This is a genomic window from Sphingomonas sp. R1 (assembly GCF_025960285.1).
GTDB lineage: Bacteria > Pseudomonadota > Alphaproteobacteria > Sphingomonadales > Sphingomonadaceae > Sphingomonas.
The window spans coordinates 834,132-857,600 of sequence record NZ_CP110111.1; the positions used below are offsets into that span (position 1 = coordinate 834,132).

30 protein-coding genes are annotated in these 23,469 nt (G+C 67.5%); 17 read left to right on the forward strand and 13 right to left on the reverse strand.

Annotation, left to right across the window (positions count from 1 at the left end; genetic code table 11):
• Positions 1–3: 3 nt before the first annotated feature.
• The 4 genes from OIM94_RS04035 to hisI form a co-directional block, all read right to left on the reverse strand.
• Positions 4–432, reverse strand: a complete 429-nt coding sequence (locus OIM94_RS04035; protein ID WP_121077308.1) for a MerR family transcriptional regulator — start codon at positions 430–432, stop codon at positions 4–6.
• A 45-nt stretch (positions 433–477) separates the two neighbouring features.
• Positions 478–843, reverse strand: a complete 366-nt coding sequence (locus OIM94_RS04040; protein ID WP_264608829.1) for a hypothetical protein — start codon at positions 841–843, stop codon at positions 478–480.
• Positions 844–912: 69 nt separating this feature from the next.
• Positions 913–1,410: a hypothetical protein gene (locus tag OIM94_RS04045; RefSeq protein ID WP_264608830.1), complete on the reverse strand. Its 498-nt coding sequence runs from the start codon at positions 1,408–1,410 to the stop codon at positions 913–915.
• Positions 1,407–1,769 (reverse strand): phosphoribosyl-AMP cyclohydrolase, encoded by a 363-nt coding sequence (gene hisI / locus OIM94_RS04050; protein WP_264608831.1) that lies wholly within the window; start codon positions 1,767–1,769, stop codon positions 1,407–1,409. The genes OIM94_RS04045 and hisI overlap by 4 nt, the downstream gene beginning before the upstream one ends.
• 100 nt (positions 1,770–1,869) lie before the next feature.
• Between hisI and OIM94_RS04055 the strand changes: the two genes are divergently transcribed.
• Positions 1,870–2,994: a lysozyme inhibitor LprI family protein gene (locus tag OIM94_RS04055; RefSeq protein WP_264608832.1), complete on the forward strand. Its 1,125-nt coding sequence runs from the start codon at positions 1,870–1,872 to the stop codon at positions 2,992–2,994.
• Between the two features lie 96 nt (positions 2,995–3,090).
• Positions 3,091–3,312 carry a hypothetical protein gene (locus tag OIM94_RS04060; protein WP_264608833.1) on the forward strand — a complete coding sequence of 74 codons (222 nt, stop codon included), beginning with the start codon at positions 3,091–3,093 and terminating at the stop codon, positions 3,310–3,312.
• A 230-nt stretch (positions 3,313–3,542) separates the two neighbouring features.
• Here the strand turns inward: OIM94_RS04060 and OIM94_RS04065 are convergent, their stop codons facing one another.
• Positions 3,543–3,791: a Rho termination factor N-terminal domain-containing protein gene (locus OIM94_RS04065; protein WP_264608834.1), complete on the reverse strand. Its 249-nt coding sequence runs from the start codon at positions 3,789–3,791 to the stop codon at positions 3,543–3,545.
• A gap of 131 nt (positions 3,792–3,922) precedes the next feature.
• Between OIM94_RS04065 and purF the strand changes: the two genes are divergently transcribed.
• Entirely contained in the window at positions 3,923–5,386 is a 1,464-nt protein-coding gene (gene purF / locus OIM94_RS04070) for an amidophosphoribosyltransferase (protein ID WP_264608835.1), read from the forward strand.
• Positions 5,387–5,393: 7 nt separating this feature from the next.
• On the forward strand, positions 5,394–6,104 hold the full coding sequence (locus OIM94_RS04075; protein WP_264608836.1) for an SDR family NAD(P)-dependent oxidoreductase: 711 nt from the start codon (positions 5,394–5,396) through the stop codon (positions 6,102–6,104).
• A gap of 4 nt (positions 6,105–6,108) precedes the next feature.
• On the opposite strand, the gene OIM94_RS04080 is transcribed toward OIM94_RS04075, so the two are convergent.
• On the reverse strand, positions 6,109–6,600 hold the full coding sequence (locus OIM94_RS04080; protein ID WP_264608837.1) for an EF-hand domain-containing protein: 492 nt from the start codon (positions 6,598–6,600) through the stop codon (positions 6,109–6,111).
• A 58-nt stretch (positions 6,601–6,658) separates the two neighbouring features.
• Complete coding sequence (locus OIM94_RS04085; RefSeq protein WP_264608838.1) at positions 6,659–7,339, reverse strand: squalene/phytoene synthase family protein; 681 nt, start codon at positions 7,337–7,339, stop codon at positions 6,659–6,661.
• A 77-nt stretch (positions 7,340–7,416) separates the two neighbouring features.
• On the opposite strand from OIM94_RS04085, the gene OIM94_RS04090 reads away from it, so the two are divergent.
• From OIM94_RS04090 to OIM94_RS04100, 3 genes are read left to right on the forward strand one after another with little or no spacing between them, the layout of a single operon-like run.
• Positions 7,417–9,339 (forward strand): TadE/TadG family type IV pilus assembly protein, encoded by a 1,923-nt coding sequence (locus OIM94_RS04090; RefSeq protein ID WP_264608839.1) that lies wholly within the window; start codon positions 7,417–7,419, stop codon positions 9,337–9,339.
• Positions 9,339–9,908, forward strand: a complete 570-nt coding sequence (locus OIM94_RS04095) for a TadE/TadG family type IV pilus assembly protein (protein WP_264608840.1) — start codon at positions 9,339–9,341, stop codon at positions 9,906–9,908. Before OIM94_RS04090 ends, OIM94_RS04095 begins: the two co-directional genes overlap by 1 nt.
• Positions 9,905–10,639, forward strand: a complete 735-nt coding sequence (locus OIM94_RS04100) for a histidine kinase (protein ID WP_264608841.1) — start codon at positions 9,905–9,907, stop codon at positions 10,637–10,639. The genes OIM94_RS04095 and OIM94_RS04100 overlap by 4 nt, the downstream gene beginning before the upstream one ends.
• A gap of 60 nt (positions 10,640–10,699) precedes the next feature.
• Here OIM94_RS04100 and OIM94_RS04105 read toward each other — a convergent pair whose 3' ends face one another.
• The 4 genes from OIM94_RS04105 to eno form a co-directional block, all read right to left on the reverse strand.
• A complete protein-coding gene (locus OIM94_RS04105) occupies positions 10,700–12,088 on the reverse strand; it encodes a pyruvate dehydrogenase complex E1 component subunit beta (protein WP_264608842.1) in 1,389 nt (462 codons plus the stop codon).
• 1 nt (position 12,089) lies between these two features.
• Entirely contained in the window at positions 12,090–13,139 is a 1,050-nt protein-coding gene (pdhA, locus tag OIM94_RS04110) for a pyruvate dehydrogenase (acetyl-transferring) E1 component subunit alpha (protein ID WP_019367919.1), read from the reverse strand.
• Between the two features lie 142 nt (positions 13,140–13,281).
• A complete protein-coding gene (locus tag OIM94_RS04115; RefSeq protein ID WP_264608843.1) occupies positions 13,282–13,602 on the reverse strand; it encodes an FtsB family cell division protein in 321 nt (106 codons plus the stop codon).
• 57 nt (positions 13,603–13,659) lie between these two features.
• The gene (gene eno, locus OIM94_RS04120) at positions 13,660–14,940 is read right to left on the reverse strand and encodes a phosphopyruvate hydratase (RefSeq protein WP_264608844.1); all 1,281 of its coding nucleotides are present in this window, start codon (positions 14,938–14,940) and stop codon (positions 13,660–13,662) included.
• A 114-nt stretch (positions 14,941–15,054) separates the two neighbouring features.
• On the opposite strand from eno, the gene OIM94_RS04125 reads away from it, so the two are divergent.
• The 5 genes from OIM94_RS04125 to OIM94_RS04145 all read left to right on the forward strand — a co-directional run bounded on the left by OIM94_RS04125 (position 15,055) and on the right by OIM94_RS04145 (position 16,947).
• Positions 15,055–15,648, forward strand: a complete 594-nt coding sequence (locus OIM94_RS04125) for a hypothetical protein (RefSeq protein ID WP_264608845.1) — start codon at positions 15,055–15,057, stop codon at positions 15,646–15,648.
• A gap of 18 nt (positions 15,649–15,666) precedes the next feature.
• On the forward strand, positions 15,667–16,008 hold the full coding sequence (locus OIM94_RS04130; RefSeq protein ID WP_264608846.1) for a phage holin family protein: 342 nt from the start codon (positions 15,667–15,669) through the stop codon (positions 16,006–16,008).
• On the forward strand, positions 16,005–16,334 hold the full coding sequence (locus OIM94_RS04135; protein WP_264608847.1) for a DUF3618 domain-containing protein: 330 nt from the start codon (positions 16,005–16,007) through the stop codon (positions 16,332–16,334). The genes OIM94_RS04130 and OIM94_RS04135 overlap by 4 nt, the downstream gene beginning before the upstream one ends.
• 4 nt (positions 16,335–16,338) lie before the next feature.
• A complete protein-coding gene (locus OIM94_RS04140) occupies positions 16,339–16,644 on the forward strand; it encodes a hypothetical protein (RefSeq protein WP_264608848.1) in 306 nt (101 codons plus the stop codon).
• 75 nt (positions 16,645–16,719) lie between these two features.
• Entirely contained in the window at positions 16,720–16,947 is a 228-nt protein-coding gene (locus OIM94_RS04145) for a DUF4170 domain-containing protein (protein ID WP_264608849.1), read from the forward strand.
• A gap of 176 nt (positions 16,948–17,123) precedes the next feature.
• On the opposite strand, the gene OIM94_RS04150 is transcribed toward OIM94_RS04145, so the two are convergent.
• Positions 17,124–17,522, reverse strand: coding sequence for a hypothetical protein (locus tag OIM94_RS04150; RefSeq protein WP_264608850.1), 399 nt, complete (start codon positions 17,520–17,522; stop codon positions 17,124–17,126).
• 50 nt (positions 17,523–17,572) lie between these two features.
• Complete coding sequence (locus OIM94_RS04155) at positions 17,573–19,180, reverse strand: phosphoenolpyruvate carboxykinase (protein ID WP_264608851.1); 1,608 nt, start codon at positions 19,178–19,180, stop codon at positions 17,573–17,575.
• A gap of 202 nt (positions 19,181–19,382) precedes the next feature.
• On the opposite strand from OIM94_RS04155, the gene OIM94_RS04160 reads away from it, so the two are divergent.
• From OIM94_RS04160 to OIM94_RS04180, 5 genes are read left to right on the forward strand one after another with little or no spacing between them, the layout of a single operon-like run.
• A complete protein-coding gene (locus OIM94_RS04160; protein WP_125977105.1) occupies positions 19,383–20,093 on the forward strand; it encodes a response regulator transcription factor in 711 nt (236 codons plus the stop codon).
• A complete protein-coding gene (locus OIM94_RS04165; RefSeq protein WP_413716378.1) occupies positions 20,062–21,636 on the forward strand; it encodes a stimulus-sensing domain-containing protein in 1,575 nt (524 codons plus the stop codon). The genes OIM94_RS04160 and OIM94_RS04165 overlap by 32 nt, the downstream gene beginning before the upstream one ends.
• 38 nt (positions 21,637–21,674) lie before the next feature.
• Positions 21,675–22,607, forward strand: coding sequence for an RNase adapter RapZ (gene rapZ / locus OIM94_RS04170; RefSeq protein ID WP_264609828.1), 933 nt, complete (start codon positions 21,675–21,677; stop codon positions 22,605–22,607).
• A gap of 1 nt (position 22,608) precedes the next feature.
• Entirely contained in the window at positions 22,609–23,013 is a 405-nt protein-coding gene (locus tag OIM94_RS04175) for a PTS sugar transporter subunit IIA (RefSeq protein WP_064312096.1), read from the forward strand.
• Positions 23,010–23,282 (forward strand): HPr family phosphocarrier protein, encoded by a 273-nt coding sequence (locus OIM94_RS04180; protein ID WP_010544990.1) that lies wholly within the window; start codon positions 23,010–23,012, stop codon positions 23,280–23,282. The genes OIM94_RS04175 and OIM94_RS04180 overlap by 4 nt, the downstream gene beginning before the upstream one ends.
• Positions 23,283–23,469: the final 187 nt, after the last annotated feature.

Here is a 23,469-nt window from a genome sequence, read left to right on the forward strand (position 1 = left end):
TCCTCAGTGCTCGTTGTCTTTGCTTTTGATCAGGTCGACGAACTGCGCGAGTTCGGCGATATGCGCGTCGATGTCGCGCTTCTGGGCTTCCAGATGGCGGATGCGATCCATGCAGCGCTCCAGCGTGACCTGGCGCTGCACGCGCCGGCCGTCGCCGAGATCGTAGAGATCGATCATCTCCTTGATCTCGCCCAGGCTGAAGCCGACGCGCTTGCCGCGCAGGATCCAGGCGAGCCGCGCGCGATCGCGGTGCGTGTAGATGCGCTGGGTGCCGCGCCGCTCGGGCGCGATCAGCCCCTCGTCTTCGTAGAAGCGCAGCGCGCGGGGCGTGACGCCGAACTCGGCGCACAGGTCGGAAATGGAAAAGGCGTCGCGATCGGGACGCGGTTCGATCGGCGCCAGGGCCTCGATCGGAGCGGCAGCAGCGGTCATGCTGCTTTTTTAGTTTCCCTTTACGTGAACGTCAAGCGGGTGTCGCTATTTCTTGGGTCGCGATCCGCCGGCCGATCGTGCCCGGACGATGTCCTCATGGAGCAGGGTCGCGCGGGTCTCGAGCTCGGCGGCCTCGGCGACGCTGAGGCCGTCGCGTCCGATACGGTCGGCGATCGCGAGGTTTCCGTCCCGCGCGCGGCGAAGCTGCCGTGCTTCCTGCCGGGTCAGGTCGCCGCTGCGCTCGCCGGCGCGGATCTCGCCTCTGGCGCTGCGGGGTTGCGGGGCAATCCGGATGCCGCGCCCGGCAAAGCTGCCGCCGGCGCCGGCCGGCACCGGGCCGCCCCAGATCTGGGCGGCGGCAGGCGCAGTCGAAAACAGGCTAAGGGCACTGGCGAGTAGCAGGATGCGCATCGTCACTCTCCCGAAACGGCGGGCCTTTGGCAGCCGCCTGCGGGATCCTATCACATCGGTGCCCGCCGTCTATTCGCCGCAGAGCGGCCGCCCCTCGGCGTCGCGCATCGACCCGGCCTCGGCCGCCGACTCGCCCAGACGCGCGAATTGGGCGCCGGCCAGCGCCGCCCTTCCGGTGCAGAGACGCTGACACGCCGGAGGCAGCGCGCCGGGCAGGGCGAGCCGATCGCCATCGTAGCGCGCCGTGAAGCGACAGTCGCCCGCCGGGCCGAGCGCGAGCGCCAGCCCCTCCCCCGTGCGCCGGGCCATGCCCGTCGCGCGGCAGCCGATGCCCTCGCCATAGTCGATGACGATGCCGATGCGGTGCGCGTTCCCCGTCGGCACGATGCACAGCCGGTCCGGCCCGCGCGCATAGGCGCCGACCATGGCCGGGTCGGCGGGGTCGCGGATCAGGCCGCGCCGGATTGCCGCCGTCTCCAGATCGGGCGACGCAGGGGGCCCGGACTCCGGGGACGGCCCGCCGCATGCCGCCAGTCCCAGCAGCAACACCAGCCCGGTGCGTCTCATGCGTCGCGCACCAGCGCTCCGTTCTCGATCCGGCGATAGAAGCAGCTCGGCGCGCCGGTATGGCAGGCCGGGCCGTGCGGCTCGACGCGCAGCCACAGCGCATCCTGATCGCAATCGATCCGCGCCTCGACGACGTGGAGGACATGGCCCGAGGTCTCGCCCTTGGTCCACAGCCGGCCGCGACTGCGCGACCAGAAGGTGGCCTTGCCGGTCGCCAGCGTCACCGCCAGCGCCTCGGCGTTCATGTGCGCGAGCATCAGCACCTCGCCGGTTGCGGCATGGGTGGCGACGGCGGTGATCAGGCCGTTGGCATCATATTTCGGGTCGAGCGTTGCGCCCGTTTCGCGGTTGTCGGTCACGCGCAGCGCTGTAGCGGGGTTCGCACGAAGCGTCATCCCTCGCCTGCCCGCGCGGAGCGGATTAGAGGTTCGTGCGTCCTGCGCTCGAAGGGAATTGACGATGCTCCTGCTTGCCCTGGCCCCGCTCGTCCTCGCGGCGACCCCCGCCCCCGCCTCCTTGCAGACCGGGACTGCCCCCAGCTTCGCGTGCACGGCAGCCGCGGCGCCCGTGGAAAAGGCGATCTGTGCCGATCCTTCGCTCGCCGCGCTCGATCGCGAAATGGCGCAGCTGTTCGGTCTCGCCAAGCCAAGCGCGTTCGGGGCCGGCCCGTCCAATCAGCTTGCCGCCCAGCGCACGGCCCTGCGCGAGATCCGCGCATGCGACGTGCCCAAGGCCACCCGGCCGCTGCGCGCCTGCCTCGAGCAGCGCTATGCGACCCGCAATCAGGCGCTGGCGATCGCCGTGCTGATCCCGGCCCCCGCCACGGCCCTGCCCGTGCTGCGCCGTGGCGATCCCGGATTCGCGCCGATCCTGGAAGCGGTCCAGCTCTGGTCGGAGGTGCCCGTCGATGCCAGGTGGGATGCACCCGAGCGTGCCCGTGCCCGCGCCCGGATCACGGCGCTGCTCCAGCCCTATCTCACGGCACTGCAGACCAGCGCCGATCAGTCGTACGGAAATTCCATCTTGCGCGATCCGGGTGCGGATGGCGTCGCGGTGAAGACGATCGCGGACATCTTCCGCTCCGATCGCCATTTCGCCGCTTTCCTCAACGTGATCGGGCCGTATCTGGACGAGCCGAACGTCTCCGGCATGCCGCGGACACTGCCTTGCGCGGCGATCGTCCGCCACCCGGCACTGCTGCGCGCCACCGGGCCGGTGTTCGGCTCCACCCTGGACAGCTTCATTCTCGGCAACGACTGCCGCGAAACCCTGCCGCCCCTCCCCGCGCTCGATGCGCTCGAGGCCAAGCTCTGGCAGCGCTGGCCACCCTGTGACGGCACCATCCGGTTCTCCTTTTTCCGCGGCTTCGCAAGCGACATCGATCGCGCCCGGCTGGGCGCATCGCCGCGCGCGGGCAAGTCGGCACTCCCCGCCCGCAAGGGCGTGACCGCAGCCGACACCGCTCGCGCCGAGCGGGAACTGGCCGCGCATTATGTCCGCTATCTCCACCGGGACAGCGCCGCGGCCGCCCGTGCAGCGCGCGACGCGATGGTCGAGATCATGACGGACGCACATGCCTGCTAGGCTTAGACTTATAAGGTTCGGAACGACCTAAACCGCCCAGTTGCGGAAATTCGCATCTGAAGCGATGATCCTCTGATGACCTCATTCGCGCATGCCATGCTGATCCTTTTCATCATCGCGTGGTTCGTGGCGGTCGGCGCCTGGTTCTATGGCTTTTGGTTCTTTTTCCCGATGTGGCTCAATGGCTTCCGACCGTCCGAACGTTTAGTCGGATATGGCCGAAAGGCAGTCGTGGGCTATGCGATCTTCGTCGGTGCGGTCCTCTTCGGTCTAGCGGTGGGCGGATTAGCTCAACTGGCGGGTGGCTGGGGGCAATGACCGCTTCCCACCATTTTCAGACATGGAGCCGCGCTGCTCAACACGTTCGTTCATGCGGTTTCGGCGCTATACTGGTGTGTGTACCCGCAGCATGGCCACCGTGCTGGCCCCACCACATCATGGCGTTGCGCGGCTGCTGGCGAATGATCCGGGGCTGTATCCAATGCTTCCGTGCAGCCGGCGCCGATCGCGTGCCGCTTTCCGGGAACGTTCGGAACGGTCGCGGCGCCTCAGTCTTCCCGGATCGCCTTGATCAGCTCGCTCTTGTCCATGGTCGAGCGGCCTTCGATGCCGATCTTCCTGGCCTCGTCGTACAACTCGGCCTTGGTGCGATCCTCCAGCGTGCCGCCGCCCGAATCGAGGCTGCCATTGGCCTGGGCGTTGGCGATGCGGGCCGCCTTCGCCTTCGAGGCACCCTCGTCGCGCAGCCTCTCGTACAGCGCGTCGTTCTTGATCTGCGTGCCGTGGTCCTTGGCCATGATCGTTCTCCTTTCTCAGGGGGTTAACCTGCAAAAAGGGTAAACGGTCCTTTTCCGTGTGACAGACCGGAGACAAACCGGGAGGAAGCGCCTATATGCCCGCCCATCGTCCCCGTTCCCCCCGAGGGCCAATGCTTACCACACACCCGTTCGATGACGACAAGCTGCGCGAAGAGTGCGGCGTATTCGGCGTTTCCAACAGCGAAGGCGCGGCCGCGATGGTCGCGCTGGGCCTGCACGCCCTCCAGCACCGCGGCCAGGAGGCGGCGGGCATCACCAGCTGGGACGGCCACCAGTTCCACACCCACCGTGCCATGGGCCATGTCGCCGGCAATTTCGACCGCGACGACGTGATCCGCTCGCTCCCCGGCCTGTCGGCCTGCGGCCATGTCCGCTACGCCACCACCGGCGGGTCGGCGATCCGCAACGTCCAGCCGCTCTATGCCGAGCTCGCCAGTGGCGGCTTCGCGGTGGCGCACAACGGCAACATCTCGAACGCGATGCGGCTGCGGCGCGATCTCGTCCGGCGGGGCGCGATCTTCCAGTCGACCTCGGATACCGAGGTGATCATCCACCTCGTCGCCACCTCGCAATATCGCACGCTGATCGACCGGTTCATCGATGCGCTGAAGCAGGTCGAGGGCGCCTATTCGCTGATCGTGATGACGCCCGAGGGCATGATCGCCTGCCGCGATCCGCTCGGCATCCGTCCGCTGGTGATGGGCCGCCAGGGCGAGTCGATCGTGTTTGCCTCGGAGACCGTCGCGCTCGACGTGTGCGACGCCCAATATGTCCGCGACGTCGAGCCGGGCGAGCTGGTGATCGTCAAGGCCAATGGCGAGATGACCAGCCACAAGCCGTTCGCGCCCCAGGCGCCGCGGCCGTGCATCTTCGAATATGTCTATTTCTCGCGCCCCGATTCGATCAGCGACACGCGCTCGGTCTATTCGGTGCGCAAGGCGATCGGCGCGCAGCTGGCGATCGAATCGCCGGTCGAGGCCGATCTCGTCGTGCCGGTGCCCGATTCGGGCGTGCCGGCGGCGATCGGCTATGCGCAGCAGTCGGGCATTCCGTTCGAGCTCGGCATCATCCGCTCGCACTATGTCGGCCGCACCTTCATCCAGCCGGGCGACAAGGTCCGCCACTTGGGCGTCAAGCTCAAGCACAACGCGAATCGCGAGCTGATCGCCGGCAAGCGCATCGTGCTGATCGACGATTCGATCGTGCGCGGCACCACCAGCCTCAAGATCGTGCAGATGATGCACGATGCGGGTGCCAAGGAAGTGCATATGCGGATCGCCTCGCCGCCGACGCGCCACAGCTGCTTCTACGGCGTCGACACGCCCGAGCGCGCCAAGCTGCTCGCCGCCAAGATGGACGTGGGCGGCATGACCGACTTCATCCATGCCGACAGCCTGGCCTTCGTCTCGATCGACGGCCTGTACAAGGCACTGGGCGAGGCGCGCCGCGCGGACATTCATCCGAAATATTGCGACGCTTGCTTCACCGGCGACTATCCGACGACGCTGACCGACCAGGACGAGCTCGCCCCGCCGCCGGACCAGCTGGCGCTGCTCGCCGAGAAGGTCGGCTGAGCCCGGAATGCGCGCACCAGTGCTGGCGGGCCAGACCGCCCTCGTCACCGGCGCCAGCCGCGGCATCGGCGCCGCCACGGCCATCGCGCTCGGCGCGGCGGGTGCCCATGTCATCCTTACCGCCCGCACCGCGGGCGGCCTGGAGGAAGTGGAAGACGCGATCTACCAGGCCGGCGGCAGTGCAACGATCGCACCGCTCGACCTGGCCGAGCATGACGCGATCGGCCGGCTGGCGGGCGCCATCGGCGAGCGCTGGCCGGTGCTCGACATGCTGGTGCTGAACGCCGGCATGCTCGGCACGCTGAGCGCGGTCAGCGCGATCGACTTCGCAGAATGCGCCAAGGTGCTGGCGCTCAACGTCAGCGCCCAGGCGGCGATGCTTGCGGCGTTCGATCCCATGCTGCGCCGGGCGCCGGCCGCGCGGGTGGTGGGCGTCACCTCCAGTGTCGGGCGCAAGCCGCGCGCCTATTGGGGGGTCTATGGCGCCTCCAAGGCAGCGTTCGAGAACCTGCTGCTCAGCTACGGGCAGGAGCTGGAGAATGTCTCCGAAGTCCGCGTCGGCATCGTCGATCCCGGCGCGACCCGCACCAAGATGCGCGCCCGCGCCTTTCCGGGCGAGGATCCCGCGACGGTCAAGGCGCCCGAAGTGGTAGCGGAGAGGATCGCGGCGCTGATGGCCGCCGGGTTCGACCGCGGCCATTTCGAACGGATCGGCTGAGGGGCTAGTTTTCCTCCTCGTCGCTCCGCGCGGCGGGGCTCGGCGACGGGGCGGGCTTGCCGCACGCACAGCGCGCCGCCGGCGGTCGACGCTTGGGTGCGGTCGTGGCGAATTCGGCCCGGGCCAGCGTGCCGGACTTGTCGGCATCCGCATCGGCGAACCGGGCGATCGACTTCGCCGCCCATTCCTCGAAGCTCAGCCGGCCGTCGCCATTGCCGTCCAGCCGCGCAAAGGCCTTGTGGCGGGCCGCAAAATATTCGTCGCGACTGATCGCGTCGTTGCGATCCTTGTCATAGCGATCGAAGCGTTTCTCCTCGCGAGTCTTGGGATCGGCCTCCGGCGCGGCATCGGGCAGTGGCGTCGCGGCGCTGGCGTTGCCCGGCAGGGCGGGCACCACCGCGGCCAGCGAGCTGCGCGCCGGTCCATGCTGGAACAGCAGCAATCCTCCGAACGCCAGCAACAGCGCCGCCCCGGCACCTACCGCATATCGCCACATGCGCAGCCCCTCCCGAAGACCGGGACAGGCTATACCTTCATGGCTGCGCAGCCAAGCCCTATCGACCGCTCAGCCGGTGCCACAGCAATCGCGCCACCCGCCTCGGCGCGCCGATCGGCAGCGGCGCATCCATGGGGGCGTCCAGATCCATCCGGGCGCGATGCGCGAGTGCCCCCAGTGCCCGGCCGTTCCGGCTCCAGCGCCGACCGAGCGCTTCGGCGAGCCGCGGGGCAGCGGCACGGCGCGCGGCAGTGGCTTCCGCGCCGTCTCCCAGATGCCGGGCGAGATCGGCCAGCGCCCAGCCTTCCCCTGCCGCCGGAAGAGGATCGCCGTGCGCGCCGAGCGCCGCGCCTGCGGCCACGAACAGGCGGCCCCGTCCCGCCGCGAAGCGGGCAAGCGCCAGATCGTCCAGCGCCTCTTCCTCGACCAGGACCTCCCAGCCGTGCACGATCGGCACCAGCGAGGCGCCAAGCACGCCGCGCGGCAACACCTCCGCTGCAAGCCCGCGCAGCACCGGCTCGGCCGGCGGCGGCGCGGTATCCAGTTTGGCCAGCGCCTCGCGCCACCAGGCGAGCCGCAACTGGCCCACCGCCGGCTGGCTGGTGGTGCGCAGCAGCAGCGCCAGCGCGTCGTCCAGCGCCAGCAGCGCGGCCAGCGCCGGCCGGGCGGCTGCGGGCGCATAGGCAAGAACCAGCGCCCGTTCGGGATCTTCGGGTAGGGGGTTTAGCGATGCGTTCACCCCTTCCCTCTATGGCTTGGCGTTCGGGGGCGAAAGAGGCTGCGCGCATCTTCGCCTGAGGGTCGCAGTCCAAAACGGTGAACAGCGTGTTCTTCAGCCAGTTGCAGCGGCGCATTGGGCGGGGCCCGGGGCTGCTGGCGCGCCTACGGCGGAACGTGGCCGGCAACACGCTGGCGATCATGGCGATCGCGCTCATTCCGCTGCTGTTCATCGCCGGGTCCGCCGTCGACACCGCCCGGCTCTACATGGTCAAGACGCGGTTGCAGCAGGCCTGCGATGCGGGCGCGCTCGCCGGGCGACGCTTCATGGTCTCGACCAACGCGACGACGCTCGATGCCACCGCGACGACCCAGGCCGGTGCCTTCTTCGCCAACAATTTCAAGGTCGGCCTGTTCGGCACCAAGGCCGTCACCTTCACCCCCTCCAAGACCAGCGAAAACCAGGTCGCGGGTACCGCAACGGCTACCGTGCCGATGACGCTGACCACGATGATGGGCTATGGCGACCAGATCCTCACCGTCACCTGTGAAGCGCGCTACGACGTGGCGGACACGGACATCATGTTCGTGCTTGATACGACCGGGTCGATGGCCTGCCTGACCTCGGACGGTACTGGCGGCTGCAACCAGCCGGTGATCACCTATACCCGGCCCGACGGCACCACCGGCTATTATGTGCAGGAGAAGTCGGGCTCCAAGCTCGCCGGGCTGCGCGCTGCGGTGCTCAACTTCTACGACACGCTGGCGGCGGCCGTCGATCCCGCGACCCACCTGCGCTACGGCTTCGTGACCTACACCTCGACGGTGAATGCCGGTTATGCGGTCACGGCGCTGTCGCCGGGCTACATCGTCGACAGCTGGACCTACAACAGCCGGAGGGTCGTCGGGGACGCGAACAACGGCACCGCCGGCAGCGTCACGTACAACAACAAGACCAACGCCCAGTGCAACGCCTATGCCGGCCGCAGCCCCGCCTCGGGCTACACCAGCGCCGGCAGCGCCACCGTCACGACCGTGAGCTGGACGGCGAACAACGCCAACAGCGCGAACGGCAGCTGCGTGGTGACCAGCGAGCCGGTGAAGCCGAGCTGGAGCTACCAGAAGGTCACCTACGACACGAGCCAGTACAAGCTCGGGAACAGCGTGGACGATCCCAGCAAGATCGACCGCTCCACCTCCCGCTGGCAAGGCTGTGTGGAGGAGCGCGACACCACGGCGACCGGGAGCTTCGACTATTCGAACCTGCCCGCCGACCTCGACCCCGATCTGGTGCCGACCTCCGACGCCACGCGCTGGCGGCCGATGTGGCCCGACGTCGTCTATTATCGCGGCAGCCCCGCCAGCGTGATCGATACCGCCAGCAGCAGCACCAATCCCTATGGCGACAACACCAGCACGACGTTGCTGGGGCAGTTCACCGCGCTCAATCTCTACGAGAACATCTCGGTCGGCTATGTTTCGTGCGGCAAGCCCGTGCAGCGGCTGCGGGTGATGACCCGCAGCGATGTGAGCAGCTACGTCAACGCCAGCGATTTCGTGCCCCAGGGCGGCACCTATCACGACACCGGCATGATCTGGGGCGCGCGGCTGCTGTCGCCCAGCGGGCTGTTCGCCGCCGACACCGCCGCCTGGCCGGGGCGCACCCCGCCGAAGCGCTACATCGTGTTCATGACCGACGGCGACATGTCGCCTAGCAAATGCTCGTACGGCATGTATGGGATCGAGAATTACGATCAGCGCGTGGCGGGGCTCAGTTACACGTCGAACTGCCGCTCGACGACGCAGCTCAACAATCACAATGCCCGGTTCCTGGCAGCCTGTGCCGCGGCCAAGGCGCGCAACGTCTCGATCTTCGTGGTCGGCTTCGGGCAGACGCTCACCACCCAGCTGCAGGATTGCGCCTCCCCCGGCCAGGCCTTTTATGCGGCGGACAACACCGCGCTCAACGCCGCCTTTCAGACGATCGCGAAGCGCGTCGCGATGCTGCGGATCACGCGCTGATGCAGTCCCTGCGCCACGACGCGCGCGGCGCGACGCTGATCGAATTCGCGATCCTGCTGCCGGTGCTGATGGCGCTGCTGATGGGGCTGATGGACATCGCCTACCAGGCCTATATCCAGGCGGTGCTGGAAGGCGCGGTGCAGAAGGCGGGGCGCGATGCGACGATCGAAGCGGCGGATACCGGCACCATCGACTCGCGCGTCGTCACCTCGATCCGGCGAGTCGCGGGCAACGCGACGGTCACCCCGAGCCGGCTGAGCTATGCGAGCTTCGGCACGATCAAGCCGGAGAGCTTCACCGACACCAACGGCAACAGCCGCTACGATGCCGGCGAATGCTTCACCGACATCAACGGCAACGGCCGGTGGGATTCCGATCCCGGCATCGCGGGCCAGGGCAATGCCAGCGACGTGACCGTGTACAAGGTAACGGTCAGCTATCTCCGACTCTTCCCGGTGGCGGGACTGATCGGCTGGAGCAATCAGGTGACGCTCAGCGCCTCCACGCGGTTCAAGAACCAGCCATACAGCACCCAGTCCGTCCCCACCCAGCAGGTCCTGTGCAAATGACGCGGGCCACCCTGCCCCGCCGGCTGGCCGCCGATCGCGCCGGCGCATCGCTCATCGAGTTCGCGATCGGACTGCCGCTGCTGCTCACCGGCGGCCTGTGGGCGGCCGAGCTCACCAACTTCGCCCTCGCCAACCAGCGATTGAGCCAGGTCGCGCTCGCGCTTGCGGACAATTCCAGCCGCGTCGGGCTGTTCAGCGGCACCGGCACCACCCAGCTGCGCGAAGTGGACCTCAACGACGTCCTGCTCGCCGCGAAGCAGCAAGGCACGCCGTTCAGCCTCACCGCCAATGGTCGCATCACCTTGTCGAGCCTGGAGAACAGCGGCGGCACCCAGCGCATCCACTGGCAGCGCTGCCTCGGGGCGAAGTCCGGGACCGACTATGACTCGCATTACGGCAAGACGCTGCGGGCGGACGGCGTGACCTATGACCCCAATGCCGGCGTGAACACCGCCAGCTCGGGCGACAACAGCGCCAGCAACCCCGGCACGCTGGCTCCTGGCGGGATGGGCGAGACCGGCGCCAAAGTGAATGCACCGACGGATTCGGGCGTCATGTTCGTCGAGATCAATTATCTCTACACGCCGATCGTCGGCAACGGCTGGTTCGCCAGTCCGAAAGTCCTGCGCTACGTCGCCTCGTTCGTCGTCCGCGACAATCGCGACTATACGCAGGTCTACAATCCCTCGCCCGCCGGCACGCGGTCGACCTGCGACGTCTATTCCGCCTGACGAAAAAGGCCCGCCCGACGCTTGGTCGGACGGGCCCCTTTTCACGTCACGCGCCGAAGATCAGCGATAGGTGACCTTCTTCACCACGGCGACCACCTTGTCGGCGTTCACCAGGGCGAGCTTTTCCAGGTTCGCGGCGTAGGGCAGCGGCACGTCCTCGTTGGTCACGCGCAGCACCGGCGCGTCGAGGTCGTCAAAGCCCTCTTCCATCACGAACGCGGCGACTTCCGACGCGATCGAGCAGACCGGCCAGCCTTCCTCGACCACCACGATGCGGTTGGTCTTCTTCAGGCTCTCCAGCACGGTCTGCTTGTCTAGCGGACGCAGCGTGCGCAGGTCGATCACCTCGGCATCGATGCCCTCGGCCGCCAGCTTCTCGGCCGCTTCGAGCGAGACGCCCACGCCGATCGAATAGCTGACCAGCGTCACGTCCTTGCCCTCGCGCATGATGCGGGCCTTGCCGATCGGCAGGACATAGTCGTCGAGCTTCGGCACGTCGAAGCTGCGGCCGTACATCAGCTCGTTCTCGAGGAACACGACCGGGTCTTCCGAGCGGATCGCCGCCTTCATCAGGCCCTTGGCATCGGCCGCATCATAGGGCGCGATCACGATCAGGCCGGGGACGCTCGCATACCACGGGCCATAGTTCTGGCTGTGCTGCGCGCCGACGCGGCTGGCCGCGCCGTTCGGACCACGGAACACGATCGGACAGCGCATCTGGCCGCCGGACATGTAGTTGGTCTTGGCCGCCGAGTTGATGATGTGGTCGATCGCCTGCATGGCGAAGTTGAACGTCATGAACTCGATGATCGGCTTGAGGCCGCCCATCGCCGCACCGGTGCCGACACCGGCAAAGCCATATTCGGTGATCGGCGTGTCGATGACGCGCTTGGGGCCGAATTCGTCGAGCAGGCCCTGGGTCACCTTGTAGGCGCCCTGATACTCAGCGACTTCCTCGCCCATCACGAAGATGCGGGGATCGGCGCGCATTTCCTCGGCCATCGCGTCGCGCAGCGCTTCGCGGACCGTGGTCTTCACCATCTCGGTGCCGGCAGGCACCGCGGGATCGGCCGGACGGGTCTTCTCGACCGCGGCGGTCAGCTGGGCGGTGCCGGTTTCCGGTGCCTTGTCGGCAGCCGGTTCCGGAGTCGGCTCGGTCTGCTGGCTGGCGGGGGCCGGTGCGGCGGCGGCCGAGGACGCGTCCTCGCCTTCGCCCGCGATCATCGCGATCACGGTGCCGACCTTCACGTTATCGGTGCCCTCGGCGACCAGGATCTGGGCGATCGTGCCTTCGTCGACGGCTTCGAATTCCATCGTCGCCTTGTCGGTCTCGATCTCGGCGAGGATGTCGCCGGACTTCACGACATCGCCTTCCTTGACGAGCCACTTGGCGAGCGTGCCCTCTTCCATGGTCGGCGAGAGTGCCGGCATCTTGAGTTCGATCGCCATCTCAGTAGGTCTCCACCAGTACGTCGGTATAGAGTTCGGCCGGATCGGGCTCCGGCGTCTGTTCGGCGAAGTCCGCCGATTCGTTCACGATCTTGCGGATCTCGGCCTCGAGCGGCTTGAGCTGCTCTTCGGTCACGCCCATCGTCTCGAGCTCGCGCTTCACCGCCTCGATCGGGTCCGACTTGTCGCGAACCGACTGGACTTCCTCGCGGCTGCGATACTTGGCCGGATCGGACATCGAGTGGCCACGGTACCGGTAGGTCTTCATCTCGAGGATGATCGGGCCCTTGCCGGCGCGCACCCAGGCGAGCGCCTCTTCCGCCGCACCGCGGCAGGCGAGCACGTCCATGCCGTCCACCTGGATGCCGGGGATGCGGAAGCTCTCGCCGCGCTTGTACAGCTGGTCTTCGGCCGAGGAGCGGTTGACGCTGGTGCCCATGGCATACTGGTTGTTCTCGATCACATAGATGATCGGGAGCTTCCACAGCTCGGCCATGTTGAATGATTCGTACACCTGGCCCTGGTTCGCGGCGCCGTCGCCGAAATAGGCCATGGCGACGCCGCCATCCTCGTTATACTTGTGCGCGAAGGCCAGGCCCGTGCCGAGCGAGACCTGCGCGCCAACGATGCCGTGGCCGCCGTAGAACTTCTTCTCGGTCGAGAACATGTGCATCGAGCCGCCCTTGCCGCGCGAGATACCCGCGCCGCGGCCGGTCAGCTCAGCCATGATCACCTTGGGGTCGATACCGTAGGCGAGCATGTGACCATGGTCGCGATAGCCGGTGATCACCGAGTCCTTCTCGCCGTCCAGCGCCGACTGCAGGCCGACTGCCACGGCTTCCTGGCCGATGTACAGGTGGCAGAAGCCGCCGATGAAGCCGAGGCCGTAGAGCTGGCCCGCCTTCTCTTCGAAGCGGCGGATCAGCAGCATCTGACGATAGAATTCGAGAAGCTGTTCCTTCGACGCCTTGAACCGTTCCGGTTCGCTGGGCCGCTCGCGATTCGGTACGGCGGGTGGGGTCGGTGCGTTGCGTGCCGGTGCTTTGGCCACGATCAGATATTCCTCATCCGGGGAGGGGAAAGGCGGTGGCCTATACGCGCGTTTTCGCAAGGCTTGCAACCAACGCGCGGGTTCGGACCACGTACATCCGCCCTAAGGCGCTCCGCCGTAGCTGGCAACTGCCCCTACGGCATCACTTCTTGTCGAGCGGGATGATCACTTCGTCGGGGCGGACGACGTTGAGCTGCTTGCGGGCAAGCTCGTCGACCATGTCGGGATCGGCGCCGTGCTTCGGATCGAGCAGATCGACTCGATTCTTCAGTTCGGCGCGCTTCTTCTCCAGCACCGCATATTCGCGCTGCTTGGCGGCGAGCTCCTGCCGAACCTGCTTGGCGGCGACGATCCCGTTGGGCCCCAGAACCGCGTTATAGCCGAAGAAGCCGATCGCGATCAGCGCCGCGGCGGGAAGCCCCGCGCGGCGCAGCAGCGTGGACATGGGCGAAGCGCGCTTCATGCCCGTGTTTTTCGCTGATCGATCGGCTCTTAGCAAGCTTGCGGTTCCTACTGAGGGTTAGGCGCGGCGCAGCACCGAACGGCCGGCATAGACCGCCGCGTCGCCCAGCTCTTCCTCGATGCGGATCAGCTGGTTGTACTTGGCGAGCCGGTCCGAGCGCGCAAGGCTGCCGGTCTTGATCTGGCCGCAGTTGGTGGCGACCGCGAGATCGGCGATCGTCGCGTCCTCGGTCTCGCCCGAGCGGTGCGACATCACCGCCGTGTAGGACGAGCGCTGGGCGAGGCTGACGGCCTCGAGCGTCTCGGTCAGCGTGCCGATCTGGTTGACCTTGACGAGCAGCGAGTTGGCATAGCCGCCCTCGATGCCGCGCTGCAGGCGCTGCGGATTGGTCACGAACAGGTCGTCGCCGACCAGCTGCACCTTGTGCCCAAGCAGCTCGGTCAGCGCCTTCCAGCCCTCCCAGTCGTCCTCGGCCATGCCGTCCTCGATCGAGAAGATCGGATAGTCGGCGGCGAGCTTTGCCAGGAACTCGGCATTCTCGGTCGAGCTGAGCGTCTTGCCCTCGCCCACCATCTTGTAGGCGCCGTCCTTGAAATATTCGGTGGCGGCGCAGTCGAGCGCGAGCATCACGTCGTCGCCGGGCTTGTAGCCGGCGGCCTCGATGCTGGTCATGATGAAGTCGAGCGCCTCGGTGGTCGACGCGATGTTCGGCGCGAAGCCGCCCTCGTCGCCCACGCCGGTCGCCAGGCCCTTCTCGTGCAGCTTCTTCTTCAGCGTATGGAAGATTTCCGACCCGCAGCGCACCGCCTCGACGATGTTCTCGGCGCCGACCGGCACGATCATGAATTCCTGGAAGTCGATCGGGTTGTCGGCATGCTCGCCACCGTTGATGATGTTCATCATCGGCACCGGCAGGACATGCGCGTTGACGCCGCCGACATAGCGATAGAGCGGCAGCCCGCGCGCGTCTGCGGCGGCCTTGGCGGCGGCGAGGCTGACGCCGAGAATGGCATTGGCGCCCAGGCGGCCCTTGTTGGCGGTGCCGTCCAGCTCGATCATGGTGCGGTCGAGATCGGCCTGGTCTTCGGCGTCGAGGCCGAGGACTGCCTCGGCAATCTCACCGTTCACCGCATCGACCGCGCCTTCGACGCCCTTGCCGAGCCAGCGGGACTTGTCGCCGTCGCGCTTTTCCACGGCCTCATGGGCACCGGTGGAGGCGCCCGAGGGCACGGCGGCGCGGCCGAAGCTGCCATCGTCCAGCAGGACATCCACTTCCACCGTGGGGTTGCCACGGCTGTCGAGAATCTGGCGGGCGTGGACGTCGATGATTGCGGTCACGTCATGGTCTCCGTAACATGTCAGGAATGAGGCGCGCGGTGCCTCTAGCGGTTCATGAGGGAACTCGCAAACGGGGCCGTTGTTGTTTCGACGAGGCATGGAGGGTTTTTGATCATGGCAGACGAAACGACCAGCATTGCGGGCGATCCGCTCGCAGGGAACATGGGTGCGACCGGCGCGGCCGGCGGCGGCACCGAGGACACGGGTGCCAAGCGCACCGCGTCGGACACGATCCGGGAGGAGGCATCCAAATATGCCGACCAGGCCAAGGAGCACATCCTCGGCTTCGCCGGCACCGGCAAGGACCGTGCGACCAGCGCGCTCGACGAGGTTGCCGAGATGATGCGCACGGCCGCCGGCGATGTCGATGCCAAGCTCGGCGAGCAATATGGCCAATATGCCCGCACCGCGGCGGACGGCATTGCCGGCTTTGCGGACTCGCTGCGCGGCAAGGACGTGAACGCGCTGCTCGACGAGGCGACCGAGTTCGTCAAGAAGAGCCCGGCGATCGCCGTGGGCACCGCTGCCGCACTCGGCTTCGTGCTGGCGCGCGTCATCAAGGCCGGCATCGACGCCTCGGGCACGACCGGGTCGACGACCGATGCGGCCACGCCCACCGGCAACACGCCGTCGACCGAGGACCTGAAGGTCGAGCCCGTCGGCTTCGGCACCGGTCCGTCGGCATCGCCCGGCACGACCCAGAGCTAAGGGCGGACCATAGAGGGCATGGACGCCCCCCAACTGGAAGAAGCCGGCATCGGTGCGCTGATCGGCCAGCTCACCGAGGACGCCAAGGATTATGCCCGCGCCGAGGTCGAATACGTCAAGGCGGTCGCGCAGGCCAAGGTCACCGAGGTCAAGGGCGCGGCGATCGCGGCCGTGCTCGCGCTGGCCTTGGCGCTGGCAGCGGCGATCGGGCTGATCGTCGGTGCCATCCTGACGCTGTCGACGCTCGTCGGCCCGGGCTGGGCGACGCTGATCGTGGTGGGTGTGAGCCTGCTGATCGCGGCGCTGCTCGGCTGGGCAGCGGCTCGGGGGTTCCGCAAGGCAATGGGAGCGAAGGCATGACCGTCCCCCGCGATCCCGACGCCGCCCGCGCCCGCGCGCGCGCCGCGCGCGACAAGCTGATGACGACGCTGGGAACGGTCCAGGATCGGCTGAAGCCGCGCAACATCGCGCAGGAAGCCATGGAGAACGCCAGGCAGAGCGTCACGTCCATCGCCCGCGAGGGCACCGAAGCCGTCCGCACCCGCCCGTGGCTCGCCGCCGCGGTCACGAGCGGGATCGGGCTGGTGCTCGCGCGCGGGTGGATCGTCGACATCTTCCGCAAGGGCAAACACGAAACCGACGGGCCCGAAAAGGGTTCGCTTCCCCAAGACCGCACAGAAGGATGACGCCATGAGCACCGAAACCGAAACCGGATCGCGCCTCACCGAAAACCCCGCGCTGCTGCTTGCCGGCGGCGTCGCGGTGGGCGTGGTGATCGGCATGCTGCTGCCCCGCTTCGATCGCGAGAAGGCGGCACTGGAGCCGCTCGGCCGCAAGCTGGCCGACGGCGCTGCCGCCGCGGTCCAGGCCGCCAAGGACAGCGGCCGCGAGCAGATCGAATCGCTGATCCCGAACGGCGACGCCACGAAGGAACGCGTCTCGGCGCTGTTCGGCACGGTGATCGACGCCGCCAAGGACGCGACCGCCAAGCGGTAAGCCGCCTATAAGGGGTTGAGTGCGATGCTGCAGTGCCGGTAAGGGCTGCAGCATCCCCCACCCCCAGGAGGCGCAATGAGCAAGCTTCATCTGGTCTTCGGCGGCCGCGTTGCCGATCCGACGACCCTTGATTTCGTCGATCCGTCCAAGCTCGACGTGGTCGGCATCTTCCCCGATTATGCCAGCGCCGAAAAGGCATGGCGCGCCGCCGCACAGCGCACCGTGGACGACGCGGAAATGCGCTATGTGGTGGTGCACCTCCACCGCATGCTCGATCCGGACGTCGAGGCGAAGACCGCCTGATCTGCGCGGATCGCGGCCCTGTTGAGGGACTGCGATCGCGTGAATTAGCCCTTCGTCCTCCCCGCGAAGGCCGGGATCCATTGGCGCCGGTGTCTCGGCTCTTGCTGCAACGCACAGGCGAATGGATCCCCGCCTTCGCGGGGGACGGTCGTTGGGCAGATGTGTACGTCTATCCCTTACGGCAGCGGCGCGAGGTCCGGCTCCACGAAGCTGCGGCGCGCCGTCACCGAAAACAGCCGCTCCCGGCTGTAAAAGCGTAGCGGCCAGTCGCGTCCGCCCATCGGCGATGCCAGCAGACCATTTACCCGCGCCAGCAGATCGGCTTCAGGCACCCCGGCAAGATACAGCCGCACGCCCGCGACATAGGCGCGCGTGATGGTCTCGTGATAGCCGCCACGGTCGTCGTTCACGCCGCCGACGCTCTCGTTGTACCGACGGATGATCCCGCCGATTTCGGCATCGACATCCACGTCGAGCCGTTCGCTCAGCAGATAGCAGCAGGCCGCGAGGTGCGCTTCGTGCGTCCAGTCCTCGCGCGGCAGGGTGCAGGCAAGCAGCCCTTCCCCCACCCGCACGATCGCCGCGGCGCTGGCTATGCGCCGCGGCGGAAGGTCGCCCCCCTCGCTCAGGCGAGCGCCCGCACCTTGGGTGCGGCGGCGCGCACGCCGTCCTCGACATGGTCCTCGAACTGCGCGAAATTCTCGACGAACTGGTCGACGAGCTTTTCCGCCGTCGCATCATAGTCGGCCTTGTCCGGCCAGGTCTCGCGCGGGTCGAGAATGGCCGGGTCGACCCCCGGCACCGCCACCGGCACTTCGAAGCCGAAATAGGGATCGCGGCGGAATTCGGCGGTGTTCAGGCTGCCGTCCAGCGCCGCGTTGAGCAGCGCGCGCGTCGCCTTGATCGGCATGCGGTGGCCGATGCCGTACTTGCCGCCGGTCCAGCCGGTATTGACCAGCCAGCAGGCGACATTCCCCTCCGCGATCCGCTTCTTGAGCAGATTCCCATAGACCGAGGGGTGCCGCGGCATGAACGGCGCGCCGAAGCAGGTGGAGAAGGTCGCCTCGGGCTCGGTCACCCCGATCTCGGTGCCCGCCACCCGCGCGGTATAGCCCGACAGGAAATGGTACATCGCCTGTTCGGGCGTCAGCCGCGCGATCGGCGGCAGGACGCCATATGCGTCGGCGGTGAGGAAGATCATGTTCTTCGGCACCGGCCCGAGATTGTCGGCAGAGGCGTTGGGGATGAAATCGATCGGGTACGACCCGCGGCTGTTCTCGGCGAGGGTCGCATCGTCGAGATCCAGCGTGCGGGTCTCGGGATCCATCACCACATTCTCCAGCACCGTACCGAAGCGCTTGGTGGTGGCGAAGATCTCCGGCTCCGCCTCGGGCGAGAGGCGGATCATCTTGGCGTAGCAGCCGCCCTCGAAGTTGAAGACCGCGGTATCCGACCAGCCATGCTCGTCGTCGCCGATCAGCGTGCGGGCGGCATCGGCGGACAGCGTCGTCTTCCCGGTGCCGGAAAGACCGAAGAAGATCGCCGTGTCCCCGTCAGGCCCGATATTGGCCGAGCAGTGCATCGGCATAATGCCCTGTTCGGGCAGCAGATAGTTGAGCAGGCCGAACACGCTCTTCTTCATCTCGCCGGCATAGGCGGTGCCGCCGATCAGGATCAGTTTCTCGCTGAAATTGACCGCGATCACCGTCTCGCCGCGGGTGCCGTGGCGCGCGGGATCGGCGCGGAAGCTCGGCAGGTCGATGATCGTGTACTCGGGCACGAAGTCCGCCAGCGCCTCCGCCTCGGGCCGCACCAGCAGCGTGCGGATGAACAGATTGTGCCAGGCGAGTTCGTTAATCACCCGCACCTGCACGCGGTGTTCCGGCTGCGAGCCGCCATAGAGATCCTGGACGAACAGCTCGTCCCGCTTGCCCAGCTCGGCAAGGAAGTCCGCCTTGAGTGCGGCGAAATGCTCCGGCGTCATCGCCTGGTTGGTCTTGCCCCACCAGACGCTGGTCTCGGTCTCGGCATCGCGAACGATGAACTTGTCCTTCGCAGAGCGACCGGTATGCTTGCCGGTAGCAACGACCAGCGGACCCTCGGCTGCCAGCGTACCCTCGCCGCGACGGATCGCGTGCTCGACCAGCGGTGCGGTAATCAGGTTCCAGTGCAGGGTCGCCGGCGTGACGATTCCCTGCTCGCCAAGACCATGGCGCGATTGACGCTCTTCCACCCAAGCCTCCTATTTATAGTATCACGCCATTTATCCGACAAACCAAAGCATTTGCTGGCGGCGCAACTTTATTGCGACTCGTGCAGTGACATGCCGATGCGAAATCGGTCAATCCGGGTAAGCGTTGTCGGTCGGTTGAGGCGGAAGAAACTTTGGTCTAACGGGTGTCGATGCTGATTTTGCGCCAGCCCCGGACTGCCGGATGACCGCCACGATCGCGCTGGTCGATGACGACCGCAACATCCTCACCTCGGTATCGATCGCGCTTCAGACCGAGGGCTTTCTCACCCGCGTCTATTCGGACGGCGAAAGCGCGCTCAAGGCGCTGATCGAGAACCCGCCCGAACTCGCGGTGCTCGACATCAAGATGCCCAAGATGGACGGGCTGGAGCTGCTCCGCCGCCTGCGCGAGAAGAGCCAGATCCCGGTCATCTTCCTCACCAGCAAGGATGACGAGCTGGACGAGGCGCTGGGTCTTGCGATGGGCGCGGACGACTATATCGCCAAGCCCTTCTCGCAGCGCCTGCTGATCGCCCGCATCCGCGCGATCCTGCGCCGTACCGAGCCGGCCCAGCCGGTGGCGGAAGGCGCCGCGCCTGCCGAGCCCGCCGAGGCACTGGAGCGCGGCCGGCTGAGCATGGACCCGGCGCGCCACAAGGTCACCTGGGGCGGCGTCAACGTGACGCTGACCGTCACCGAATTCCTGATCCTGGAAACGCTCGCCCAGCGGCCGGGCATCGTCAAGACGCGCAACCAGCTGATGGATGCGGCGTATCAGGACGACATCTATGTCGACGACCGCACGATCGACAGCCACATCAAGCGCGTCCGCCGCAAGTTCCGGCAGGTAGATCCGGCGTTCGACGCGATCGAGACGCTCTATGGCGCGGGCTATCGCTTCTCGGATGAATGACGAGCGCGACCTGGCGCTGCGATGGTCGGGCCGGGTCAGCCTCACGCCGCGGATCCTCGCGGTCAATATCTTCGCACTGGCGCTGCTGTGCGGCGGCTTCTTCTATCTCGACAGCTATCGCAGCCGGATCGTCGACAGCCGCGTCGAACAGACCAGCCGCGAGGTCCGGCTGATCGCGCAGGCCCTGGCCTCCGCCACCGACAAGCGCCGCGACCTGCTGGTGCTGAGCCTCGCGCGCGACATGGGCACGCGCATCCGCCTCTACGATCCGCAGGGCAAGCTGCTCAGCGACAGCCGCGAGCTCGGCCTGCGCAACCTGGTGCTACGCGATCCGGACAAGGATCCGGTGGGCCAGACGATCGCGCGATTCCTCGACGCGGTGATCGACAAGGTCGCAGGCGCCGACCGCGCGCCGCTGTACCGCGAGCGGCCGCGCGATGCCGGGATGGACTGGCCGGACGTCAGGACCGCGCTGGAGACTCACGCCGCGGCCGCCTCGGTGTGGCGCGCGCCGGACCGGACCCCGGTCATCACCGCCGCCGCGCCGATTACCGGGCTCGGCGTGGTGATGACCGCCTTCAATGCCCGCGACATCACCCAGACGGTGCGGATCGAGCGCTATCGGCTCGGCGTGGTGCTGGCGATCGTCTCGCTGGTCTCGGTACTGCTCTCGCTGTTCCTCGCCCGCACGATCGTGCGGCCCTTGCGGCGGCTGGCGCTGGCCGCGATCCGCGTCCGCCTCGGCCGCGCGCGCGAGGTGGTGGTCCCCCGCCTGCCCGAGCGGCGTGACGAGATCGGCATGCTCGCCCGCGCGCTCTCGGACATGAGCGGCGCCCTGCGCGCCCGCATCGATGCGACCGAGACCTTCGCCGCCGACGTGACGCACGAGCTGAAGAACCCGCTCGCCTCGCTCCGCTCCGCGGTCGAGGGGCTGTCCAACGTCAAGGATCCCGCCCTGCGCGACCAGCTGCTCGACATCGTCCGCGACGACGTCCACCGGCTCGACCGGCTGATCACCGACATTTCCGAGGCCTCGCGGATCGACGCGCAGCTCAGCCGCACCACGTTCGAGCCGTTCGACCTGGGCACGCTGATCGCCGCGCTGATCGGCCAGCGCGAGACCCGCGGCGTGCCGGAAGACATCCGCCTCCGCTTCGATCGCCCGCGCGGCCAGTCGATGGAGGTCATGGGCGACCCGACCCGGCTCGAGCGGGTGTTCGAGAACCTGATCGAAAACGCCCTGTCCTTCTCGCCCCCCGGCGGCCTGATCGCCATTTCCGCGCAGGAAGAGGACGACGCGCTCGCTGTCTGGGTCGAGGACGAAGGCCCCGGCGTGCCCGAGGAAGCCCGCGAGGCGATCTTCCGCCGTTTTCATTCGGTCCGCCCCTCCAGCGAAGCGTTCGGCCAGCATTCGGGGCTCGGGCTTGCCATTGCCCGCACCATCGTCGAAGGCCATCAGGGAAGCATCACGGTGGAATCGCGGGAGGATCGATCGCAGGGCGCACGCTTCGTGGTGCGGCTGCCGCTGGCGGCCCGCGCATGAGCATGCCTCTCGATCCGACCGCGCGAAGCGAGAACAACATGCAACGGCGTCGCCCCAAACATATCCTGCTCGTCACCGGCATGTCGGGTGCCGGAAAGTCGACCGTGCTGCGCACGCTCGAGGATCTCGGCTGGGAGGTGGTCGACAACCTGCCCCTCCTCCTCCTCAACCGCCTGCTCGATACCGCGCCGGGCGCCGATGGCGGCGACGATGAACGCCCGCTCGCGCTCGGCCTCGGCACCCAGACGCGCGGCTTCGATGCCGAGAGCATCGTCCAGCGCATCAAGAAGCTGCGCGAGGAGCAGGATCTCGACGTCGGTACGCTGTTCCTCGAATGCACCGGCGCCGAGCTGCTCCGCCGCTTCTCCGAAACCCGCCGCCGCCACCCGCTCGCGCAGGACCGCCCCGCCGAGGACGGCATCGCCCGCGAACGCGAGCTGCTCGGCCCCTTGCGCCGCTGGTCAAACCGGCTGATCGACACCACCGACATGAAGGCCAACCAGCTTTCGCAGACGATCCGCGGGATCTTCTCGGCGGACGGCGGCAAGACCACCTTCAGCGTCACTTCGTTCGGCTTCTCGCGCGGGCTGCCGCGCGACGCCGACCTCGTCCTCGACATGCGCTTCCTGCGCAATCCGCACTGGGATGCCCAGCTCCGTCCCGGCACGGGACTGGATTCCGATGTCTCCGCCTATATCGCCGCGGACCCGGCCTATGACGCCGCGATGGCGCAGATCGAGTCGCTGCTGCTCCTCCTCCTCCCGCGCTACCAGGCGGAGGGGAAAGCCTATGTGACGATCGCCTTCGGCTGCACCGGCGGGCGGCACCGCTCGGTCCATGTCGCCGAACGGATGGCCGCCCGGTTGCGCGACGAAGGATTTTCGCCCACGGTGACGCACAGAGATTTGCAGACCGCGCCACAGGACTCCCTGGAGGGGGCGCCGGTGTCCATGGCTAGGGGCGGAGAATAGAATGATCGGGTTGGTGCTCGTGACGCACGGACGACTCGCCGAGGAGTTCGTCGTCGCGATGGAACACGTAGTTGGGAAGCAGGAGCAGGTCGCCGCGATCTGCATCGGCCCCGAGGATGACATGGAGGGCCGCCGCGCCGACATCGCCAGCGCCATCGGCGCGGTCGATTCGGGCGAAGGCGTGATCGTGCTGAGCGACCTGTTCGGCGGCACCCCCTCCAATCTCGCCATCTCGCTGATGAAGGCGGGCAAGGTCGAGGTGATCGCCGGCATCAGCCTGCCGATGCTGATCCGCCTGGGCAGCGCCCGCAAGACCATGTCCGTCACCGACGCGGTGCTCGCCGCGCGCGACGCCGGCCGCAAGTACGTGACCGTCGCGTCGGAAATGCTGGGGCCGCCGCAATGAGCCGGGTGTCGCGCGAGGTGCTGATCGAGAACCGCCGCGGCCTCCACGCCCGCGCCAGCATGGCCTTCGTCACCCTCGCCAGCACCCAACCCTGCGAGCTCACCGTCGAGAAGGACGGCAACAGCGCCGCCGGCACCTCGATCCTCGACCTGATGATGCTCGGCGCCGCCAAGGGCGACACGATCACCATCTCCGCCGAAGGCGACGGCGCGGAAGGCGCGGTGCAGGCGCTGGTCGAACTTGTCGAAGCGCGGTTCAACGAGGAATAAGCACCGCAAGTTCGGGAATATCTACAAGACCAAGAACCACCGTCATCCCCGCGAAGGCGGGGATCCATTGGCGCTGATGCCGCGCTTCTTTCCCCCAGCGTACAGGCGAATGGATCCCCGCCTTCGCGGGGATGACGGCGTATTTGCTTCCATGACGACTAGCCGCTCCCCAGCGCGCCGCACCCCC

What these genes read in the sequence shown, in the direction of transcription:
- OIM94_RS04125 (WP_264608845.1), top strand. Translation starts at nt 15,055, where the DNA reads ATGGCAGACGAAACGACCAGCATTGCGGGCGATCCGCTCGCAGGGAAC.
- OIM94_RS04160 (WP_125977105.1), top strand. Translation starts at nt 19,383, where the DNA reads ATGACCGCCACGATCGCGCTGGTCGATGACGACCGCAACATCCTCACC.
- OIM94_RS04075 (WP_264608836.1), top strand. Translation starts at nt 5,394, where the DNA reads ATGCGCGCACCAGTGCTGGCGGGCCAGACCGCCCTCGTCACCGGCGCC.
- OIM94_RS04115 (WP_264608843.1), bottom strand. Translation starts at nt 13,602, where the DNA reads ATGAAGCGCGCTTCGCCCATGTCCACGCTGCTGCGCCGCGCGGGGCTT.
- OIM94_RS04180 (WP_010544990.1), top strand. Translation starts at nt 23,010, where the DNA reads ATGAGCCGGGTGTCGCGCGAGGTGCTGATCGAGAACCGCCGCGGCCTC.
- purF (WP_264608835.1), top strand. Translation starts at nt 3,923, where the DNA reads ATGCTTACCACACACCCGTTCGATGACGACAAGCTGCGCGAAGAGTGC.
- OIM94_RS04045 (WP_264608830.1), bottom strand. Translation starts at nt 1,410, where the DNA reads ATGAGACGCACCGGGCTGGTGTTGCTGCTGGGACTGGCGGCATGCGGC.
- OIM94_RS04140 (WP_264608848.1), top strand. Translation starts at nt 16,339, where the DNA reads ATGAGCACCGAAACCGAAACCGGATCGCGCCTCACCGAAAACCCCGCG.
- OIM94_RS04105 (WP_264608842.1), bottom strand. Translation starts at nt 12,088, where the DNA reads ATGGCGATCGAACTCAAGATGCCGGCACTCTCGCCGACCATGGAAGAG.
- OIM94_RS04040 (WP_264608829.1), bottom strand. Translation starts at nt 843, where the DNA reads ATGCGCATCCTGCTACTCGCCAGTGCCCTTAGCCTGTTTTCGACTGCG.
- OIM94_RS04145 (WP_264608849.1), top strand. Translation starts at nt 16,720, where the DNA reads ATGAGCAAGCTTCATCTGGTCTTCGGCGGCCGCGTTGCCGATCCGACG.
- OIM94_RS04165 (WP_413716378.1), top strand. Translation starts at nt 20,062, where the DNA reads ATGGCGCGGGCTATCGCTTCTCGGATGAATGACGAGCGCGACCTGGCG.
- OIM94_RS04035 (WP_121077308.1), bottom strand. Translation starts at nt 432, where the DNA reads ATGACCGCTGCTGCCGCTCCGATCGAGGCCCTGGCGCCGATCGAACCG.
- OIM94_RS04095 (WP_264608840.1), top strand. Translation starts at nt 9,339, where the DNA reads ATGCAGTCCCTGCGCCACGACGCGCGCGGCGCGACGCTGATCGAATTC.
- OIM94_RS04135 (WP_264608847.1), top strand. Translation starts at nt 16,005, where the DNA reads ATGACCGTCCCCCGCGATCCCGACGCCGCCCGCGCCCGCGCGCGCGCC.
- OIM94_RS04080 (WP_264608837.1), bottom strand. Translation starts at nt 6,600, where the DNA reads ATGTGGCGATATGCGGTAGGTGCCGGGGCGGCGCTGTTGCTGGCGTTC.
- OIM94_RS04060 (WP_264608833.1), top strand. Translation starts at nt 3,091, where the DNA reads ATGCTGATCCTTTTCATCATCGCGTGGTTCGTGGCGGTCGGCGCCTGG.
- OIM94_RS04065 (WP_264608834.1), bottom strand. Translation starts at nt 3,791, where the DNA reads ATGGCCAAGGACCACGGCACGCAGATCAAGAACGACGCGCTGTACGAG.
- OIM94_RS04130 (WP_264608846.1), top strand. Translation starts at nt 15,667, where the DNA reads ATGGACGCCCCCCAACTGGAAGAAGCCGGCATCGGTGCGCTGATCGGC.
- rapZ (WP_264609828.1), top strand. Translation starts at nt 21,675, where the DNA reads ATGCAACGGCGTCGCCCCAAACATATCCTGCTCGTCACCGGCATGTCG.
- OIM94_RS04055 (WP_264608832.1), top strand. Translation starts at nt 1,870, where the DNA reads ATGCTCCTGCTTGCCCTGGCCCCGCTCGTCCTCGCGGCGACCCCCGCC.
- OIM94_RS04100 (WP_264608841.1), top strand. Translation starts at nt 9,905, where the DNA reads ATGACGCGGGCCACCCTGCCCCGCCGGCTGGCCGCCGATCGCGCCGGC.
- OIM94_RS04175 (WP_064312096.1), top strand. Translation starts at nt 22,609, where the DNA reads ATGATCGGGTTGGTGCTCGTGACGCACGGACGACTCGCCGAGGAGTTC.